Origin of the sequence: Tenacibaculum sp. nBUS_03 (assembly GCF_051201695.1) — a bacterium.
Classification (GTDB): Bacteria; Bacteroidota; Bacteroidia; order Flavobacteriales; family Flavobacteriaceae; genus Polaribacter.
In genome coordinates this window covers 237,807-256,607 of record NZ_CP179214.1, presented here as the reverse complement: position 1 = coordinate 256,607, position 18,801 = coordinate 237,807, and the positions used below count along the sequence as shown (strand labels likewise).

General features: G+C 27.4%; 16 protein-coding genes, 2 tRNA genes and 1 pseudogene. 15 read left to right on the top strand and 4 right to left on the bottom strand.

Going from position 1 to position 18,801, the window contains the following annotated elements; all coding sequences use genetic code 11:
• Window positions 1-358: 358 nt before the first annotated feature.
• From ACMFBB_RS01115 to ACMFBB_RS01060, 12 genes and pseudogenes are all read left to right on the top strand, one after another.
• Entirely contained in the window at window positions 359-1,039 is a 681-nt protein-coding gene (locus tag ACMFBB_RS01115) for a hypothetical protein (RefSeq protein WP_435262635.1), read from the top strand.
• Window positions 1,040-1,231: 192 nt separating this feature from the next.
• The gene (locus ACMFBB_RS01110; RefSeq protein ID WP_435262634.1) at window positions 1,232-3,106 is read left to right on the top strand and encodes a hypothetical protein; all 1,875 of its coding nucleotides are present in this window, start codon (window positions 1,232-1,234) and stop codon (window positions 3,104-3,106) included.
• A gap of 8 nt (window positions 3,107-3,114) precedes the next feature.
• Window positions 3,115-3,801 carry a hypothetical protein gene (locus ACMFBB_RS01105; RefSeq protein WP_435262633.1) on the top strand — a complete coding sequence of 229 codons (687 nt, stop codon included), beginning with the start codon at window positions 3,115-3,117 and terminating at the stop codon, window positions 3,799-3,801.
• Window positions 3,802-4,544: 743 nt separating this feature from the next.
• Window positions 4,545-5,405, top strand: a complete 861-nt coding sequence (locus ACMFBB_RS01100) for a tetratricopeptide repeat protein (RefSeq protein ID WP_435262632.1) — start codon at window positions 4,545-4,547, stop codon at window positions 5,403-5,405.
• Window positions 5,406-5,568: 163 nt separating this feature from the next.
• On the top strand, window positions 5,569-6,483 hold the full coding sequence (locus ACMFBB_RS01095; protein ID WP_435262631.1) for a hypothetical protein: 915 nt from the start codon (window positions 5,569-5,571) through the stop codon (window positions 6,481-6,483).
• Window positions 6,484-7,043: 560 nt separating this feature from the next.
• Window positions 7,044-8,360, top strand: coding sequence for a T9SS type A sorting domain-containing protein (locus ACMFBB_RS01090; RefSeq protein WP_435262630.1), 1,317 nt, complete (start codon window positions 7,044-7,046; stop codon window positions 8,358-8,360).
• A gap of 209 nt (window positions 8,361-8,569) precedes the next feature.
• The gene (locus ACMFBB_RS01085) at window positions 8,570-9,502 is read left to right on the top strand and encodes a hypothetical protein (protein WP_435262629.1); all 933 of its coding nucleotides are present in this window, start codon (window positions 8,570-8,572) and stop codon (window positions 9,500-9,502) included.
• Between the two features lie 485 nt (window positions 9,503-9,987).
• Entirely contained in the window at window positions 9,988-10,896 is a 909-nt protein-coding gene (locus ACMFBB_RS01080; protein WP_435262628.1) for a hypothetical protein, read from the top strand.
• A 300-nt stretch (window positions 10,897-11,196) separates the two neighbouring features.
• Entirely contained in the window at window positions 11,197-12,372 is a 1,176-nt protein-coding gene (locus ACMFBB_RS01075; protein WP_435262627.1) for an aspartyl protease family protein, read from the top strand.
• A 158-nt stretch (window positions 12,373-12,530) separates the two neighbouring features.
• Entirely contained in the window at window positions 12,531-13,160 is a 630-nt protein-coding gene (locus ACMFBB_RS01070) for a hypothetical protein (protein ID WP_435262626.1), read from the top strand.
• Window positions 13,161-13,686: 526 nt separating this feature from the next.
• On the top strand, window positions 13,687-14,043 hold the full coding sequence (locus ACMFBB_RS01065; RefSeq protein WP_435262625.1) for a hypothetical protein: 357 nt from the start codon (window positions 13,687-13,689) through the stop codon (window positions 14,041-14,043).
• Window positions 14,034-14,924, top strand: a pseudogene (locus ACMFBB_RS01060) (M60 family metallopeptidase). Before ACMFBB_RS01065 ends, ACMFBB_RS01060 begins: the two are co-directional and overlap by 10 nt.
• A gap of 288 nt (window positions 14,925-15,212) precedes the next feature.
• On the opposite strand, the gene ACMFBB_RS01055 reads toward ACMFBB_RS01060, so the two are convergent.
• Both ACMFBB_RS01055 and ACMFBB_RS01050 read right to left on the bottom strand, forming a co-directional pair.
• A tRNA-Leu gene (locus tag ACMFBB_RS01055) sits at window positions 15,213-15,295 on the bottom strand.
• A 38-nt stretch (window positions 15,296-15,333) separates the two neighbouring features.
• A tRNA-Lys gene (locus ACMFBB_RS01050) sits at window positions 15,334-15,405 on the bottom strand.
• A 110-nt stretch (window positions 15,406-15,515) separates the two neighbouring features.
• On the opposite strand from ACMFBB_RS01050, the gene ACMFBB_RS01045 reads away from it, so the two are divergent.
• Window positions 15,516-16,034, top strand: a complete 519-nt coding sequence (locus tag ACMFBB_RS01045; protein ID WP_435262624.1) for a shikimate kinase — start codon at window positions 15,516-15,518, stop codon at window positions 16,032-16,034.
• On the opposite strand, the gene ACMFBB_RS01040 is transcribed toward ACMFBB_RS01045, so the two are convergent.
• Window positions 16,026-16,529, bottom strand: a complete 504-nt coding sequence (locus tag ACMFBB_RS01040) for a phosphoribosyltransferase family protein (protein WP_435262623.1) — start codon at window positions 16,527-16,529, stop codon at window positions 16,026-16,028. The two genes, ACMFBB_RS01045 and ACMFBB_RS01040, sit on opposite strands and share 9 nt — an antisense overlap.
• Before the next feature lie 21 nt (window positions 16,530-16,550).
• The gene (locus ACMFBB_RS01035) at window positions 16,551-16,922 is read right to left on the bottom strand and encodes an RNA-binding S4 domain-containing protein (protein WP_435262622.1); all 372 of its coding nucleotides are present in this window, start codon (window positions 16,920-16,922) and stop codon (window positions 16,551-16,553) included.
• An 80-nt stretch (window positions 16,923-17,002) separates the two neighbouring features.
• Here ACMFBB_RS01035 and ACMFBB_RS01030 point away from each other — a divergent pair, with 80 nt between their 5' ends.
• Together ACMFBB_RS01030 and ACMFBB_RS01025 are read left to right on the top strand one after the other, a co-directional pair.
• Entirely contained in the window at window positions 17,003-17,917 is a 915-nt protein-coding gene (locus ACMFBB_RS01030; RefSeq protein ID WP_435262621.1) for an FKBP-type peptidyl-prolyl cis-trans isomerase, read from the top strand.
• Between the two features lie 316 nt (window positions 17,918-18,233).
• Entirely contained in the window at window positions 18,234-18,692 is a 459-nt protein-coding gene (locus ACMFBB_RS01025) for a cold-shock protein (RefSeq protein WP_435262620.1), read from the top strand.
• Window positions 18,693-18,801 lie beyond the last annotated feature (109 nt).

The window sequence follows — 18,801 nt, the reverse complement described above, 5'->3', positions numbered from 1 at the left end:
TCTTTTCAAAGTATCATTGATTTAGCAAATTATTAGATTCAATCCTTTTTTGGGAACTAAGCACCCTAGTGTTCTTTGTGTATTTAAAATATGTTGAAAATTGATTATGTAGTTTGTAATTGAAAGGTTATAGGCTTGCGTTCTGCCTCAGTAGGTTTTAGGAATATTTAGAGTGGCTCTAGTTTTACATTTGGTTTGTGTAGCACTAAAAAGGGTAAAAATGCATATAAAAAATAGCTACATTATTACTGGTTTCAAATATTTTACTAAATTTGATGTTTGAAAAAAAAGCTATGAAAACTTCCGAACTAAAATTCGCAACTTTTCATGCCCTAAAACGTTGTAATACATTAACAGAATGAAAAATACATCTAACTTTTTTAAATTAATTGCAATACTAATTTGCTTTAATTCTTGTGCTCAAGAAAAACCGAATTGTAGCGATGAGTTAAAAAAGTCAATAACCCCATTAATTTTTTCGCTTAATGAAGCAAGAAAAGTATACAAAACAACAACTGAAAATTATCAACAAATAATAAAAAATAAAATTGAGACACTTAATGATATCAGTAACTCTCAACCTGAAAAGTTTGGAAAGTTGAAAATAAAATCTGACAAGATTGAAAGTATTACTTCTGACTTAAATGGGTTCATAGAATTACTTAAAGAAGAATCTATAACTAACCATTTTGATAACTATAATTATGAGATGATGTCAGACACGCTATTTTATCGAAATATATTATTTGATAAAAACAACAACTTATCTAAAAGAGGACTTAAATTGAAAAATAAAATTCAAAATTTTCATAAAACTTGTAACGAAATCTTGAACTCATCTCAGCAAGAATTAAAATGGTTTAATGACTCGAATTTTAATACAGAAGTAAGTTTTAGTGACTATGATGGAAACAAAATTGATTTTATGAATTTTAAGCTATCGAACAGATCTGTAATAGGAACTTTAACATATTTAGAAAAATTACAGCTTGAATTAGTTACCTTTCAGTTCTTTTTTATGAATTCAATAGTACAATAACGTGTTACAACATTGTATAATAATAGTAGCGTCTTAATTAGTAAAACGAAACAAAGTAACTATAAAAAAAAGTCTGTATTTAACCGAAAATTTAGTGCGAAATAATCCGCTACTATTCTTATATAAGACCGTTAGGCAATATTAATTAGATTTAGGATATAAGAAAAAAATTATCTTACATACTTTACAAAAATGAAAAAAAATTACTTTTTACTGATATTTTTATTATTTATTAGTTGTTCTTATAACTTCTCTTCTGATTCTTTTCAAGATTTAGAAATACCAAACACATCTGAAAATTCTATTAATCTCATTAATTTCAATGATTTAGATATTATTAATATTGAAACTAGAATTGATTACCTCTTTGAGGCTGCACCTAATCAATATGTTATAGATTCTAAAGTGTATTTAGACGGAGAAGAAATAGGTGTAGATTGGCAAAGCAATAAAGGTTCTTTTAATCTTCTGCCTTCAAGGTATGTTGATGGCACTCATGAAATACGGGTTCAACTCTTTTTCACCTCTGGCTCTGGAAGCTTAAAAGACCAATCTGGTCTAGAAATTTTAGAAAAAAACCAAATATTTAAATTCATAGTTAAAAGAAATCCAGCAGAACCACCCAAAATTAATGAAGTGAAAATGGAAAATGGTAGTGTAAGAGTAAAATGGTCTATTCCTGTAAATAAAAATTTTAAGGAAGCTTTTTTAAGTTTAAAATATAAATACTCTGAAATTAGGATTCCTTTATCAGAAAATGAACTCGACTCCGGAACTTATTTAGATACATACACGATTCTATTTACAGGAAATTCTAACAAATTTCAATATGATCAATATTCTCAAGTAGATTACTCAATTGTTTACAGTAGTGAATTTAATGATTCATATGGTTCTAAAATTACATTAGTTGATGATCCTGAATTATTTAAATTTAAAATTGGATATAACAATAATGTCACCTATAAAATTGTATGGTCTGAACATCCTTTCTATGGAAATTTTACAAGCTTTAAATATGGTGACTTGGTAGATTTTTCAAGCAGGGGAGGGGAACATATAATCAATGAACCTTATATTATTGGAAAAAACTATAGCAGCGCAATAGTGATTAGAGAAGATGGAAGGTATCTTCCATATAATTATTACGAAATGGAATTAGATGAAAATTCTTTTGGCCTTTTCAACTTTAATCATTTATTCTCAGAAGGAATAATTTATAATCCTTCAAATCAAAATTATTATGCTATAGTCGTGGAAAATAAATCTGGATTCAATTATATTTATTACATATATGAATATTCTAATGATATGAATTTCATTAGAAAAAGAGAGCTTGGACTTGAGCCTCTCACTGGTTATACCGGAATTTATTTAGACCCAATTAGCAATAATATATATTTAGACACTTACAAAAATTCTTATTTAATTGACAAAAACAACTTAGAGGTCATAGAAAAATATTCACCTATAAATAATCTGTTTGATGATCAAATATTCAGGAATAATATTCTAAAAATCTATAATTCATCTCCAAGAAAACTTACATTGACTGATGTTTCTACAGGTAATATTTTTTTTAATTCTAATAATGTATTAGACTCTGGATATTTATCTAGAGATGGTAAATATATACACATTAGAACTAATGTTGAAAATGCTATTTATAAAATTGAAAACAATACGTTACAAAAGGTATACGATTTGAGTCCTAACTTTTATTATAACGATAACATTTTCTTTGAAAATGACATTTTATACTATGTATTACTTAACGAGATTTTTATAGTAGACTTAAATACTAAAAATACAAAATCATTTACTTTTGGGACAGCTCATGGTGATAGCATTAAAATTAAGGTGGACACCGTTGGTGAAAATATTCTTTTAACACAAAACAGTTTTTGTGGTATATATGACATGAATACAAATCAAATAAAGACTTTCACCTACGAAAACAACAAATCAATTTCTGGATTGTTTAATTCAGAAGATAGAGATTACTATTTAAACCTATACAATAATAGGTTGATTCATTCAAAAGGTATTTTTATAAATAATTTTTAATTAAACTAATGAAAAAGTTAATTCTACTCACTTTATTTTTATTATTTTACACAACTATAAAATCCCAAAATTTAGAATTTTTTACGGATTTTAATATTGGTTTATTATCACACCAACCCTTAAAAAAATTTCATAATGATTTAGTAAACGAAATTCCATTCAATAACATAGAAACAACTGATAATTTTAAATATAATTATGGGTTTAATATTGGTTTAAAAGTTAAAAGCATCAATACTTCTTTCTTTTTTAGCAATAGAGTTTCTGGTGCTAAATCTTCTACTTCAGACTTTTCAGGGTTAGTAAGAGTAACTAATGAGTTAAAAGGTTTTTCTTTTGGCGGTATTTATGAAAAAGAAATTAAAGAATTCACAAAAGGGAATTTATATTTAGGTTTTAAAGGAATGATAACATTGTCTAAATTTAATTTAGAATCAGAAACTAGAATCTCTTCTGTAAGTTTAGATTCTTTTAATTTTAATTCAACAGATTTTGGAATAGGCGCATTAATAACCTATAAATACCCTATAGGATTTATGTTTCTAAGAGCTTACGTTGGGGTTGACATATATTTAGGAGGAAAGCTAAAATTTGAAGAAATAGAAGGTGCACATTTAACATTTAAAGATGGCAATAAAGTCACTACTGGTTGGTCTGGTATTAATACAGGTATTGGCTTTTCAATTCCTTTATAAAAAAGTATGGTTTAATATAATAGGAGAAATAATTATTGATAAGAAATGACATTGCCCAATACCATATAAAATTTATTACTGGCTTCTTGACTATTTGCAAAAGTCCTACTGAATTTTCTTGGTCGGTAATTATTTAATAACTTTACTATTAAACTGAAGCAACAAAGCTTATAAAAAAACGTTATTATTAATAGCGCTAAATGAAATTTGAAATTACTTAAAAGCTCAAGAATGTATTTTAAAAGTATCGTTGATTTAGGAAATTATTAGATTAAATATTTTTTGGAAATTAAACGTTAAAGTGTTCTTTGTACATTTAAAGATATGTTGAAAATATTGAACATGTAGTTTGTAATTGAAAAATTATAAGCTGGTGTTTTAACTCGTTCTTATTCCAAAAAAGTTGTTGGTGCTTAAAACTATGCACCCACCTAAACGATTTATTTTTAAGTACATATACCATATTTGATTGTTTAAAATTAAAGGTATTTTTTATTTAGATAGTTAAGGCTAGCGTTCTGCCTTGGTTGGTTTATTAGTATTTAATATGGCTTTTAGTTTTGCATTTGGTTTCTGTAGCACTAAAAAGGATAACAATGCTTATAAATAATTGCTTCATTATTACTGGTTTCAAATATTTTACTAAATTTGTTACTCAAAAAAGCTATGAAAACTTCCGAATTAAAATTTGCAACTTTTCATATCATAAAACGTAGTGTGTAATGAAAGAAAAAATAAAGTGAATGGATAAATATATAGCTTTCGCATTTTTTCTCATGTCCATACTTAGTTGTAAAGAACAAATTGAAAATGTAGCAAATACTAATACTCAAGACGAAATTATTGAGAAATACTTAAAAAATGGTGCATGGAATCATCACTACTTAACAAAAGAATGGAACGAATGGATAAATAAGGGAATTCAAGCAGACTCTACAATTGCATATTTATGGCAACAAAAGGCATTGCCTTTTTGGAAGCAAAAAAAATATTCTATAGCTATTAAGTATTATAATAAAGCGGTTAAATACGATAGACAAAGGTGGTTGTCAAGATTAGCTTTTCTGAAATGCGTCTTTGCGAAAGACTATGAAGGAGCACTTACCGATATAAAAACCTATATTAATGAATATGGTTCAATTTTCGAACAAGACCATTCTCTCGAATTCTATATGGGGTTATGTTACTTGCAATTAAATCAATTTGACAAAGCCTTTGAAACACTAAATCAGAATGTAAAAGCCCAAGAAATAGAACATGGAATTGATTGGGTACATTATTTAGACAGATATTATTTAGCTATTGCATATTATGAGCGAAGTGATTATGCATATGCAAATTCTGAACTTGACAAAGTATTGAAAGAATATCCTGGTTTTTCTGATGCACAATATTACAAAAGTATCTGTCTTAATTATCTCGGAAAAAATGAAGAAGCAATGAAAATAGCAGACATTGGTAAATCCAATTATCACAAGGGAATGACCTTTAATGAAGATTCAAATCAGTACGAAATGTATCCATATCAAATAACTTGGCAATGGAACGTTTTAAAAAACAGCATAATAAAACAAAATACTTCACACAACAAAGTATATAATTAATACGGGGGTTTATACTTAACCCAAAGTTTATAGCATTTTAATAAATTTCGCCAAATCTTTTGATTTGGCTTAAAAAAGAAAAAAAAGTTTTGGCTAAGTGCTTAATCGAAAATTCACTATTTATAATTCTAGTACTAACAATAGCCGAGACGTTACCATACATATGAATAAAAAGGTAATTGCAAGACCTAGAGGAATAATTATATTTATACTATTTTTCTGTTTAGTTCTAATTTTGGGGCTATCAATCGTGTTTTATACAAAACCTGATTCAAGACTATTCCTCTTGTTATTTATTTCTTTTATTATGTATGGGGTCTATCATATTGCTAAAACATTCACTTACCTAAAAATCGAAAGAGATTTTATAACATGTGGTCTCAATTCAAAATATAATTATAATGAAATAAAAAAAGTTACATTATATGACATTAAGGATTATAAATTTCTATTTTTTCCGATGAGAGAAGAGTGTTTGACGATTATTTTCGAAGATGGGAAAGAAGTAATATTAGAAGATAATTTTTATAAAAACTTATGGAAAATAAGATGGTCTATTGAAAACAAAGTTATTAAGAACGACCATTCTTTCAATTTTGATTTCAACCTTGATTTTGATTGTGGTATAATAACAAATAAAACTTCACCTATTTCATTTTTTATTAAGCTAACTCCCTTTTTGTTCTTTTTTTTCCTAATTTCATTTATCACAAATATAATCCTAACATTTTTAGATATCTATAGTAACGGATTACTTATAATTATAAGTTTCTTAGGACTAATGAATTTGATAATCTTTCATGGAAAAAGTTACTATATGGAAAGTTGCGATAAAGGTATTTATATTAAAAATCTAATTTTTAAACATGTAAATATAAAAATATCCCTCAATAAAATTGAAAGTATAAGACTTGAGACAACTGGAGGGGGAAGAAACAAGACAACCTTTTTAGTCATACATATGAAGTATCATAGGGACTATAAATTCGTAATTGACTATATAAATCATAATAGAACTAAAAACATAATTAATCAAGTTAAAAAATTAGATATTGATTTCTATGACCTAAGGTACTAATATACATGTGGTACAATGTGTATAGTTCATTACTAGTTATAGCCTATTTACAAATGTACTTACGGACTTTCCATCTGTGATTTATTTGCTAAATTTAACACTTAAACTCGTAAAGAAATCATGCACAAAGACGTTAACAAATGTTAAAACGTCAAACTTATGTACTCAAATACAATATGAATAATCATTATTTTATGATAATAATTACTATAATTTACAGCAAAAAACAATAGTTCTAAAAATAAAATAGCAAATGATAGGGAAATTACTAAATTGCAAAAATATATAAAAGTAACTTCAAATAGATACACGCCCATAAATATAGATATAAGCCCAAAAACTTCATATAATTTTTTAAAAAAAATGGAAAAACAAAGATAATTACTCAATTGACTAACTAAAATAAAAAGGTTCATGGAAGATAAAAGATAGCACTAATAGTAATTGTTAAAACTGAGGTAAAATTTTTTAAAGTTAATAGTATTTCGAATAATACAAAGCTATTATACTCTGATTAATTTAAATTTCATCTAATGAAAAAAATAATTCAAAACTGATTTATGCATAATAAAATTAATTTTATAATCATCGTTTTTCTTATTACAGCTTGTAATTCAATAAATAAAATCAATAGTAAAAAAACACAAAAGACTTCTTTAGAAATTGAGTGGTCAATACATTTTGGAGGATCAAAAGCTGATCGTGCTTCACGTGTTATCAAAACTAATGATAATAAATACATAGTCATCGGTCAAACAAGTTCTTCTGATGGAGATGTTCAATTAAATAAAGGTAATAGTGATCTTTTGATATTTAAAATAGATAATCTTGGAAAGATTCAATGGCAAAAAACTTTTGGAGGCTCAGGAGAAGACTTTGCAACGGATATTTCAAAAACTAAAGATGGAGGATATATTGTTTGTGGATCCACTGAATCTAAAAACGGAGATATAAAAATTAATAATGGGCGTTTCGATTATTGGGTTCTGAAGTTAACAAAAGAAGGAGAATTGGAGTGGGAAAAGACTTTTGGAGGTACCGATTACGACTATGCTAATTCAATAAAGCCCACAAATGATGGAGGATACATCTTAGCAGGTGAATCTGTTTCGAATGATGGTGACATTTTAAACAATAAAGGAGGAAATGATTTTTGGATTTTAAAATTAAACAAACAAGGAAATATTGACTGGCAAAAGAATTTAGGTGGTTCTGCTTATGATGAAGCTCATATGATACATCAAATTAAAGATGGAGGATATATCGTCGGTGGACATTCAGAATCATCCGATGGGGATTTAAAAAAGAATAATGGCTTTAATGATTTATGGATTGTTAAACTAAATAAAAATGGAATAATTGAATGGGAAAAAAGTTTCGGAGGTTCAGAGTACGACAATTTCAAATCAGTATCACCAACTAAAGATGGTGGTTATATTGTAGGAGCTTCTACTTCATCTAAAATTGGCGAAATAGACAAGAATAAACAGTACAATAATTTTTGGATTTTAAAGCTAGATAAATTAGGGACAATAGAATGGGAGAATGTATATGGGGGTAATGATAATGATTATTTATCTTCAGTAGCACAAATAAAAGATGGAGGGTTTATAGCTTCAGGTTATACAAATTCCATAGATGGAGATGTAAAAAATAAAAATAAACAAGGTGATTTCTGGATTATTAAAATAGACAAAAAAGGGTTATTAAAATGGGAAAAAACATTAGGAGGTAAAAATGAAGACTATGCAAATTCAGTTCAAGAAACTAACGACAAATCATTTGTAATCGTTGGAAATTCTGATCCTTATCTAACCCCTAATATTTCAAACAAATATGATGTAGATATTTTGATTTATAAGTTAAAAGAGAAATAACATTTGTTAACAATATATAAAAAAGATAGGGCATTTGTGCTAAATCGAAAGCCTGTGTTTATTTACAAAGTCCAATAAATATAAAATTTGGCATTTATAGAAGAAAAGATAAAAAGGAGAATATCTATATCTAGCTAAGTAATAATCCGAAAACATAGTGCCCGCCCAACTTAAAACACTCACAATAAACACATTACATAATCAAACAAATGAGGAGAACATCAATAATTTTAACTCTAGTTTTTATTGGACTTGTTTCCTGTAAACAGAACAAACAGGAAAATGAACATACAACTTCTGAAAAATTTGAATTTGCAAAAATCATAAAAGATGATTATGAACTTTATAAGCCAAATAAAGAAGCTAAAGCAGTTTTAATTCTATTTGGAGGTTATTCTGAGACTGCAGAAGACATTAAGAGAGAATTTAAAATTCTTAATATTGCAAGAAAAAATAATATTGCTGTTATACTATCTAATTTTAATCAAAAATTATGGCTTGAGGAAAACGAAAAACACAAACTAGCAAAAAGTTTACAGGATATAGTCGTGGCAAATCAATTACCGACTGAGAATATCTTTATTGGTGGATTTTCAAGTGGTGGAGTTGTAAGTCTTTTGATAAGTAATTTTATAGTTGGAATGAAACAATTTTATATTGACCCAAAAGGAGTATTTATTGTGGATTCACCAATAGACTTAGTGGCATTGTATAAATCCTCAGAAAAAAATATCGACCGAAATTTTTCAGAGCCTTCCATTCAAGAAAGTACTTGGTTAATAGAGGTTTTAGGTAATAACTTCGGAAACCCGGAAGAGGATATTAAAAAATATGAGAACAAAGCTGTATTCACATTTAGTACTAATAACACTTCTAATTTAGAGAAGTTAAAAAGGACTAAAATTAGACTTTATACAGAACCTGATACTCTTTGGTGTAAAAAGAATCGAATGGCTGATTATGAACAAATGAATGTTTTCTACATTAAAAAATTATCCGAGAGTCTAAAAATAAAAGGGTTTGAAAAAGTTGAATATATTCCAACAGAAAATAAAGGATATCGATCAGATGGTGAACGACACCCCCATAGTTGGGCTATTGTAGATAAAAATGACTTGATGAACTGGATATTGACCAAATAACTTAGTCGAAAGCTTTATAAAAATTTGGTTCTGTGTTAATCAGGTAAGTTAGTGTCTTTTTACACGCTACGTTTAATGCACAAGATAGTTCTAGCTTATACAAGAAAAATTCAACTTAATGAAAAAAATAGTAATGTTTATGGGAATTTTATCATTCTTTGGGTATGGAGCAAAAAACTTAACATCGAAGTCTAAGGCTTTATAAAACTGAGCAAATTTAACATAGGAAAGAGTAGGGTTTATCAATGTTGACGAAATCATAGACTCTTCGTTTATCAAAACCTTATTCCACTCTTTGGTTATTTATGATTAAATAACTAATTTAATAAAATGCTAACTTAAGATGTGTATAATTAATTGCTATTCAGTGTTTACTTTCGAAAGTCCTAACGGACATTCTATCTGAGATTTATTTGCTAAATTTATCACCTAAACACGCATCTAATCATACACAAAACCGTTATACAGCATTGAAAACAAAAAAAATGACTTTTAAACATTTAATATTTATATTATTTATATCAAATAATGTTTTTAGCCAATTCAAAGACCCTGAATTTTTCAATGTTCCATCTATTTATAAATTAAACGGAAAGATTGACTCTATAAATACTAGAATTAAGGATTGTAGCCTTTCTAGTTATTTGAATAGATGTAATGATAAAACTTTATGGTTCGATAGTGAGCACAGAATAATAAAGGAAAAATACCAAGATAAATACCATAGAACAATTACTGATTTTTTCTCATATGATAGTAATAATAATCTTATTGAGAAAACATCAAAAACATATGATAAAGTAATAGGGAAAATTCTTTACAAATACAATAATACTAACTTACTTATAGAAATTAAAAGCTTAAAAGGAAGTAAAATAGTTTTTATAAATAAATATGAATACCGCTCAAAAAAAAGAGTAAAAGAAATAATATTTGATAAATATGAAAAACCACAGAATATTTTAAGTTATACATACAATGCTAATGGAAATTTATTAGAAAAGGTAGCAGAAATACCAGCTTTAAAATATGGTAGTGCTGGCTTCAATAAAAAAAAATATTTTTACAACAAAAGTGGATTTCTAATTAAACTATTAGAATATGAAAGCAAAAACAAACTTGTCTCTACTACTAAATATTATTATGACCAAAATAATCTATTAATAAAACAAGAATATTATAAAGAAGTCAATAATCATTATAATATTAAAACCGAATATAAATATAAAGACGACCTCCTTATTGAGGTAATAAATAATAAAAATCAAAATGAAGTAAGCGAAATAACGAAGTATGAATATCAATTTGATGAATATAAAAACCTTACCAATATTAGAATAACAATGAATAATGATATCATTTTAGATGCAACGTACAAACTGACATATAAATAACGCTGTACAACAATGACTACGATTAATATAGGTTTTGTACTTAACCCAAAATGAAGTGCTTTTTAACCAAGTCCGCCAAATCTTTTTGATTTGGCTTTAAAGCAGAAAATTAAAACAAAGTATGAATCCACTCGAAATTGTAAGTATTAGTACTTAACAGAAAACAGTAACTTAAAACCCGTAACTGGTGGTTATACTAGGCCGATAACAAACATTAAAACCACTTTTTTAACACTCATTGACTGTACTTAACATAGAAAATCGGAAATAACAATGAATTTTGCAGAAAATAGAAATACAATGAAACAAATAATTACAACTTTATCTTTAGTTTTCATCATTTCTGTCCAATTAAATGCACAAATTGCAGAAATTCCTTTTGAATTAAAAAATGATTTGATACTACTTAAAGTAAACATTAATGATGATTCCGAATACAGGACTTTTGTTTTTGATACAGGAGCCACACTTGATTTATTAGATTCTACAACCGCAGAAAAATTAGGGTTGAAAGCAAATTATAAGCAAGATGTTTCGGGTGCTGGCGGTGTAAAACCTTACGATATTATTCTTTATCAAAAGCTAACTCTTCAAAATAAAATTGAAATCGATAGCACTCATTTAGTTCTTACTAATTTAACTAAATTAAAAAACGCGTTGGAAAAAGATTTTGATGGTATTATTGGATACAGTTTACTTAAGAAATACGTTACAAAAATCGATTATGAAAATAAAAAAATGCTTTTGTACGATAAAATTCAAGATATAGATACAATAGGATATCGAGCTATACCTTTTGAATTTGAAAATGGTATTCCTATTCCACAGTTTGATATTGATATTACTTTAAGAAATGGAGAATCATACACCGATAAAATTTTATTTGACAGCGGAGCAGGATTAACGTTTCTGATAAATACACCCTACAATAAAAACCATAAATTAAGTGAAAAAGCTGGAAAAAGTTTAATTTCAAAATCTGAAAATTTACACGGAGAATCTATTTCTGAAAATATCGCAATTCAATCAATGAATATCGGCGGATATGAATTTGATGAGATGGTTATAGGAATAGCACACGATAGAGATGGCGTTAGTAGTTATGAAAACTATTTAGGTATATTAGGAGCAAAAGTAATCAGTAGATTTAATCTAGTTTTAGATTATTCAACTTCCACATTATACATAAAACCTAATAAAGCATTTAGTAAATCTTTTACTTTTCCAGTTAGCGGAATTAAACTTAAACAGATTAATGGCAGCATTATAATAGATAGAGCAGAGGAAACAAGTTCAGCTTATAAAAAAGGAATTAGAAAGGGAGATAAATTGATTTCTATAAATAAAGATTCTTCAGGAGACATTACAGTTTATAGAGATTTGTTAACAAAAGAAAATGAAAAGGTTTGTCTAACAATTATAAATTCGGAAGGGAAAACGAAAAAAATAAAGTTCAATCTAAAACGATTATTATAAAACGTTTACTAACTTTAGGGGTATAAAAATAACAGCGGTTTAATCACTAAAATAAAGCACGTAAAAATCAAAAATCTGTGCTTATCCGAAAAGTTAGTGGTTTTAAATTCGCTACCATTCTACTAGACCATAAGCAATAAAAAAAGATATTGGAATTATTGAAAAAAAATATATATTTAAATACAGGAATAGCCTCGCTAATGGCATTCATATTACTTATAATAATGAATTATTCTTGGCCTCAAACAGATTACTCATTAAATGATGTTATACTTGGAAATATAAAATTATCAGAAATTGAAAAAGGGAGTTTTATTAAATCTATAGGAATAAATTATGCCCTAGATACAATTTTCATTTTTTCTTGGATTGGTTCTTGGATTGGTTTGTTTTTGCATTTTAAACCAATTAATAGTAACATAATTGGAATTTCTTTCCTAGCTAGTTTTTTAGGAGCTTTATTAGATATTACAGAAAACTCTATAAGTTTTGGATTACTTGTTGGAAACAATAATAATGTTGAAAATATTTTGTTTATGCACTCAATTATTAGAGACATTAGTTTCTGGCTTCCAATGATAGCTTCTTTTGTATTGACCATAGTAATACCGATACAAAAAGATTTACCTATTATATTCCTTAAAATTGCAGGAACTATAGGTGTTTTATTTGCAATTCTTGGGATGTATATTCAATATTTTTCTGTAATACCATATTATTGGTTTGGAATTTGGTTTCTAGCTTCAGCAATATTTTTATTAAATAATTATAAAAAAAGGATTAACTAAATTGCTTCCGAGATATAAAAACTAAAACTACTTACAACGATGTATTGCATAGCTTACTAACGTCAGCTTCGACAAAATACACTAATAGTTGTGCATAATAAAAGGAAGTAAATGAGAGACTATTTACAGTTTCAAGAATATTAATCCTCATGACTAACGTATTTAGTCTAAAAGAAAAAATAATAAAATTACAAATCCAACTTAACTGACTAAAGAATTTATCAAAGACTATAGAGCTAGGTATTATTTTGCTTATAGTTTTGATGAATCTAAAGATGAAAATCAGATTATAAATCAAACTATCAATTTCCTATCAATTAAACAACATTTTGTTACAACAATGATGATTCTGAACTTATAATTGAAAATATAAATAATGTAGCTGATTAATGAAACCTGCGATTAATTATAAAATAAATAATAAATTATGTATCAAAGTTTTAATTCAAGAGTTCACCTTATGTTTTTGCTATCTCTATTATTTCTCAGCTGTAATAAAGAGAATGACATTCTAATTGAACCCGAGGTGAAAATTAATCAAAATGAATCTTTATCCTTTTTTATTAAAGAAACCTATACTTCTGAAATAGAACGCATAAGGTTACATCGAAATCAAGGGATTGCTGATTTTATTTCAACAGGTTTATTTCTAAAACCTAATCAATCAATTGAAGTTTCTAGAAAGTTAATTAGCGGAGAGAACAACCCTCAAATATTAATTGGTGGGTACTCTAGAAATCTTTGGACAGATGAGCCAGAAATATTTACCATAGAAAATACACCAATTACTATTACAAATTTCAGCAATAAAGATTCTCATATTTTTATTCGTTATGCAAGTATGCAAGTAATACTCCAACATCAGAATGTAAGATCACAATAAAAAGAGGATATAAAACACCTACTTTTACATTTGGTGAAACAACTAATTCCGAATTTTTGGATATGCTTGAACGGTATAGTTATAGTGATGTGATTTTAAGAAGTAAAAAAGCTTGTATAGTATTAAGCAAACAAACTGCTAAAAGATATAAGAATCAAAACTGGGATTTTCTGTTACAAACAATAAATGAAATAATATATGTACAAGCATTTATTGATGGATTGGATAACTCTAAACCAGTTCACAAACCCAACAGAAACAAATATTACCTTACTGAAAGTTACGACAATTCATATTGGATGGCTGCCACTACATATAGGACATTTTACAATAGCGTGGATGCAATAGATTTTCTTTCATCAGTCACTAAATTAAGAAATGAAGAATGGGGCCCATGGCATGAATTAGGACACCAACATCAAATCTCATCTCTAACATGGTCAAAAGTTATTGAAGTAACAGTAAATATCTATTCATAGGCGGCTGAAAGGCATTTTGGTCAAAAGTCTAGATTAATAAGAGATGGGGTTTGGAAAAGAGTCTCAGATTACCTAAATTCTCCTACAGAAACAAGAAACTATAATGATGATAATCAACTTGGTCCCTTTGAAAGACTTGCTATGTATCAACAATTATGGTTAAAGTATGGAGATGATTTTTTTATTAAGTTACACAAAGTCGCAAGAGAAGAGGCTAATCAACTTTATACAGATCAAGAAAAAATGTCTTATTTTATATTAAAAGCTTCTGAAATTACGGGAACCAATCTTAATGATTTTTTTAGAAAATGGGGGTTTAAATTACCATCAGCAAGTTTTACTATTGTTGATAATTTGAATTTACCTTTACCATCAGAAGATTTAACATTATTACAAGAGTAGCAAGAGGCGATTTTTTCATCTTTTTTGATGGTTTTGATGATATTTTAATTGTATGAAGATAGAGTGCCAGCAATTTGATTAGTTAATTCGTCAATAAGGTTCAAAAAAAACAATAAATAGCAATTTCCAAAAGTAATTTTACTTATGTATCATGACTGTCTGGTTCAAGAAAGAGATGTAATAGGAGGTTAGAGAAATAACAATATTTAAAAAGTATACTCAAAAAAGCACATATTAAAAACAAAAAAATGTAATCAACTAATTAATGAATGATTACATTTTTAAAAGTGCACGTAACAGGAGTCGAACCTGCACTCACGTTGTGAACAAGCCCCTCAAGCCTGCGCGTCTACCAATTCCGCCATACGTGCTTAAACTAAAAAAGTTAAGCAAAATGCTTAACTTTTTGTGACCGGGCTGGGGCTCGAACCCAGGCCCTCTCCTTAAAAGGGAGATGCTCTACCAACTGAGCTACCAGGTCATTTCTCTCATTGTGAAAGCGGTTGCAAATATACAATGGTTTTTTGAAATGCAAAGGCTTTTTTTTAGTTTTTTTTATTGATATTTGTAACATATTAATTTTCAATAATCATGAGAATATTTTTTTTAGGTTACATGGCTAGTGGGAAATCTACAATAGGTAAAATCGTAGCAAAAAAATACAATTTATCCTTTATTGACTTAGATAATTACATAGAAAATAGAGAGCAAAAGACAGTTTCAGAAATATTTCAAACTAAAGGAGAAATTTATTTTAGAAAAAAAGAAAATGAATATCTAAAGGAGTTAATAAAAACAGAAGAAAACTTTGTTTTATCATTAGGTGGTGGAACTCCTTGCTATGGGAATAATATGTCGTTGATAGGAAAATCTAAAAACACAATTTCTTTTTATTTAAAAGCAAGTATTGGTACTATTACTGACAGATTAAAAAATGAAAAAGAACAAAGACCTTTAGTAGCCAACCTTAAAGATGAAGATTTTAATGAATTTGTTGCAAAACACCTATTTGAACGAAGTTATTTTTACAACCAAGCTACTCATAATATTTCTATTGATACTAAAAAAACTGATGAAATATGTAATGAAATCTATAGCTTATTAACATAAATAAGCTATAGTTTCATTGTCTTTAAATTCTACAACAACGTGTTCTTTTATTGACGTTGATAATGATATCCCCTTAAAATCAGCTTTAACAGGATATTTTTTATGATTTCTATTTACTAAAACAGCAGTTTTAAACCTTTTAAGAGGAACTTGTAAAAAATAATTTACACCATAAATTAAAGTTGTACCAGAATTTAGAACATCATCTACTAATACTAATGCTTTATTTTTATACTCATCAGCAGATATAGAAGTTGTTACAGAATTAATAGGCTTCTTTTTATTGATTGATACTTCACACAATAACACATCAATTGATGAAATTTTAGCTAAAGCAGCAGCTAACTTTTTAGCTAAAAGAAACCCGTTTAATGTAATACCAGCAATAACTATTTCTTTTTCATTACTATTACTCTCATATATTTGATAAGCTATTCGTTTAATTTTTTGTTCTATTTGAACATTATTTAATATAATATTATTTTTTGCTTCCATGTTTTAGTTTTTATAAGAGTACTATTCGTTAACATCATTATAATCATCAATATCTCTTCGATCCTTTTTTGTTGGACGTCCAGTACCTTTTTTTCTATAATAATCCTTAGCGTATTTTAAAAGTTCAGTTTTTTCAAATTCTTCTTTTGGTGTTAAATCTTTACGATACAAATCAACTAACTTGGCGCCAACTCTGCTTTGTGGTATATCTAAAACCTTTATTTTATAGTTAATTTGATTTTTTCTAATTATTATCTCTTCATTTCCAAATATTTCTTTTGAGGGTTTTAAATTAGTATCATTTATTTTTATATGCCCTTTTTTACAAGCATCCGTGGCAATACTACGAGTTTTAAAAAATCTAATACACCACAAATATTTATCAATTCTCATATAAAAAGTTAAAAATTATTAATTCATTTTTTACAAAGGTATAAAAATGGTAAATTGCGCATCAAAATTCTTAAGATTAAATGATAAAATTTAAATATTTTTTTTACATACTTATAGCTAGTATAGTATTATATTCATGTGGAGATAGTGGTTCTAGTGTTGAAAACTTTGATCATGCAGCACAAGAAAAAATGGATAATGACACAATAGTTAAGTTTTTAAAAAACAACTATTATAATGTAAATACTGATGCTGTAGAGCCATTAAAATCTGGAGAAACTGCACTTTATGATGATTCTAAGTTAGTAACTAAAGAAGTTGAAGAGAACGATATAAATTATAAGTTATATTATTACGTAATTTCTGTTGGTGATGGAACTCCTGTATACGACAAGAATAGTGGAAACCTTATTAGAAGAAAAGGGTTTCCTACAATTATGGATTCCGTTTTTTCTAGATATAAAGGTAGAAGGATACTAGGAGAGAAAACTTTAGGTAACGAATTTGATAATAACACAACATGGTTTTCTTTAGCAAGTGTGATATCTGGATGGACTCATAGTTTTCCACATTTTAAAGGAGGAGAGAACAAAACTGTTCCTAATGGACCAATAACTTATGAAAAAGGGGGGAAAGGAATTTTATTTATTCCTTCAGGACTAGCATATAGAAATGTAAGTAGGCCAGATATTCCTGCCAACTCAGTTTTATTATTTTATATTGAGTTATGGGATACTGTAGAAAATACTGATCAAGATAACGATACTATTCCTTCTATTTTTGAAGATCCAGACGGAGATGGCAATCCAAAAAACGACGACACTGATAAGGATGGAAGACCTAATTATTTAGACGATGATGATGATGGTGATGGAATATTGACTAAATATGAAGATAAAAATAAAGATGGTGATCCTCGAAATGATTTTAGTGATCCAAATAATCCAACAATACCAGATTATTTAAACAGAAGTATAAGGTACTCCAAACAATAACTAAAAAAGCTCATCTGATTCAGATGAGTTTTTTTTGTACTATCTCATATATGATTGACAAAGAAAAAAATAAACATAAAAGTACATTTATTTGTATATTTGCAAAAGCAGATTCGTAGTTTACCCAAGAAATCAACATTCTTTAGTATTTATAAAAATCATATTTTTTCATCAATACCAACTACAAAAGAACTCTAAATTAAGCATTTAAGCTTATCAAAATAAAATAAATAACTTAAAATATCACTACTTACAAGTGTATTTTTAAGTTGTTTGTATAAACAAGTATTACAGAAATTTAATTTAAAAATAATAAATGGCAAAATCGCAACAGACATTTAACAAAGCTGAAAAAGAAAAAAAACGTTTAAAAAAACGAGAAGATAAGAGAAAGAAGATGGAAGCTCGAAAAGCAGAAGCTAAGGAGAGTGACAAAAAAGGAATTGAGTTTGCTTATGTTGACATTTATGGTAATCTAACAGATACACCACCAGACCCTGCGCAAAGAGTTCAAGTTGATGCGGAAAGCATACAAATAAGCGTTCCTAAAACATTAGATATTGATAAAGAAGATGTTGATCCTGTAAGAAAAGGAAAAGTATCATTTTTTGATTCATCAAAAGGTTTTGGTTTTATTATTGATTCATTAGACCAACAAAAATATTTCACTCACGTTAGTGGTTTAATTGACGAAATAACAGAAAATGATAAAGTTTCTTTCGAATTAGAAAAAGGAATGAAAGGAATGAATGCCGTTCGAGTTAAAAAGATATAACCTCAAAATTTTATAAAACAACATTATACTTTTACAATTACTTTTGTAAGAGTTTTGTTGTTTTGTCAATAAATAGTGTAAGCGTTTTTAAACTTTAATTATTCCATAG